This is a genomic window from Streptomyces sp. NPDC006335, from assembly GCF_040612795.1.
Classification (GTDB): Bacteria; Actinomycetota; Actinomycetes; order Streptomycetales; family Streptomycetaceae; genus Streptomyces.
Window position 1 is genome coordinate 1 of sequence record NZ_JBEXQX010000056.1, and the last position, 1,680, is coordinate 1,680.

The following is a 1,680-nucleotide window of genomic DNA, read 5'->3' on the forward strand; positions in this document are numbered from 1 at the left end:
GGGCCCTGCTCCCACACCACCCCGGTACGCAACACCTGGTGCCGGGCGAAGACCAGCTCCCAAGCCTGACGCAGGACATCCACGTCCAGGTCGCCGTGCAGCGGCAGCCCCATCCATATCCAGTACGCCCCGATCCCGGGAGCGACCCTGGAGTGGAACAGCATGCCCTGCTGCAATCCGGTGAGCGGGTAGATGTCCTCGATGGCTCCGCCGCTGGACTGCGCTGTCAGATCGAACGCTGTCATGACCGACCTCCGGAATCGGTGCTCTCACCCGGCGGGGACACCGAGCCGAAGCGTTGTTTGATGAAGTCGAGGGAGGACTGGTCGAGGGCGGCCAGCGGGAAGTCCGACGGCGTGTAGTCGCCGGCCTCGGGGCGGCAGCAGTGGTCGATCAGCTCGCCGAGAATCTCGACGTGGCGGTGCGCCAAGCCCGAGATCGTCGCTTCCTCATGGATGTCGCTGCTGTAGGTCCAGCCCAGGCTGAGACGGCCGTCGACGACCTGGCTGTTGATCTCGATCAGGTACGGCCGGTCGCCTTCGAGGGAGTGCGCGTGGCCCTGTGGTCTCTCGACCACCTGGAATCGGCTGTCGGCGTCGCCGGCGTGGTCGGTCCTGTCGTCGGTGGGCCTGCCGGGGCCGGCCTGGCCGAGGTAGTTGAAGCTGATCTCAGCGGTCGCGGGCGGCCGCCAGCCCGACAGATGACGCAACAGCCCATAGCCCAAGCCGTGACGCGGCACCTGCCGCAACATCTCCTTGGTATCCGCCAGCACCGCCCCGGGATCGGCCCCACCAGGCAACACAACCGGATACAAACAGGTGAACCAGCCCACCGTCCGGGACAGATCAATCCCCGGACCCTCCTCATGACGGCCGTGACTCTCCACATCCACCACCACCGGCCCGCCGTCACCGGCCCAGCCGCCCAGCACCATCCCCAGCCCCGCCAGCAACACCTCATCCACACGCAACCGCGACACCGACGGCACCCGCGACAACAACCGCGACGTCAACTCCCCACCCAAAGCCACCCGCACCTCACGGCCCGCCACCACCGCATTACCACCCGACCGGTCACGGGGCACCGGCCGGACCTGCCCGGCGACCCGCTCCCAGTACGGCGCCTCAGCGCTGACCTCGCCCGAACCCGCCAGCTCCGCCAGATACGACGACCACGCCGCGAACGACGTCGTCTTCACCGGCAAAACCACCGGCTCCCCCGCCAGCAACCGCCCATACGCCGAGGCCAGATCACCCACCAGAACCGGCCACGACACGGTGTCCACCACCAGGTGATGCACCACCACCAGCACGAGCGACCGCTCACCCCGGTCGAAAACCACCACCCGCACCAACGGACCCGCCGACAGATCCAACGACCCCTGCGCCGCATCAGCGACACGCCTCAGCCAGTCCTCCTCACTCGTCCCGGACGGGCACACCCCCGCCTCCCACACCACATCCCCCACGTCATGCGCGATGTCGGCGACACGACCGCGCCACTCACCGTCCACACACTCAAACCGCGACCGCAGCCCGTCATGATGCGCCAGCACCTGCGCCACCGCACCCCGCAAAACCCCCACATCCACCCGGCCCGCAGCCTCCAGCACCACCGACTGGTTGAAATGACCCGGCACCGGCAGACCCAACCCGAAAAACCAGCGCTGCACCGGGGACA

At 68.3% G+C, this 1,680-nt stretch carries 2 protein-coding genes; both read right to left on the reverse strand.

What is annotated here, in order from left to right:
• The coding region (locus ABZ098_RS44920; RefSeq protein ID WP_356600898.1) for a condensation domain-containing protein at positions 1-245 on the reverse strand (245 nt) is incomplete at its 3' end.
• The coding region (locus ABZ098_RS44925) for a condensation domain-containing protein (RefSeq protein ID WP_356600900.1) at positions 242-1,680 on the reverse strand (1,439 nt) is incomplete at its 5' end. The genes ABZ098_RS44925 and ABZ098_RS44920, both read right to left, overlap by 4 nt.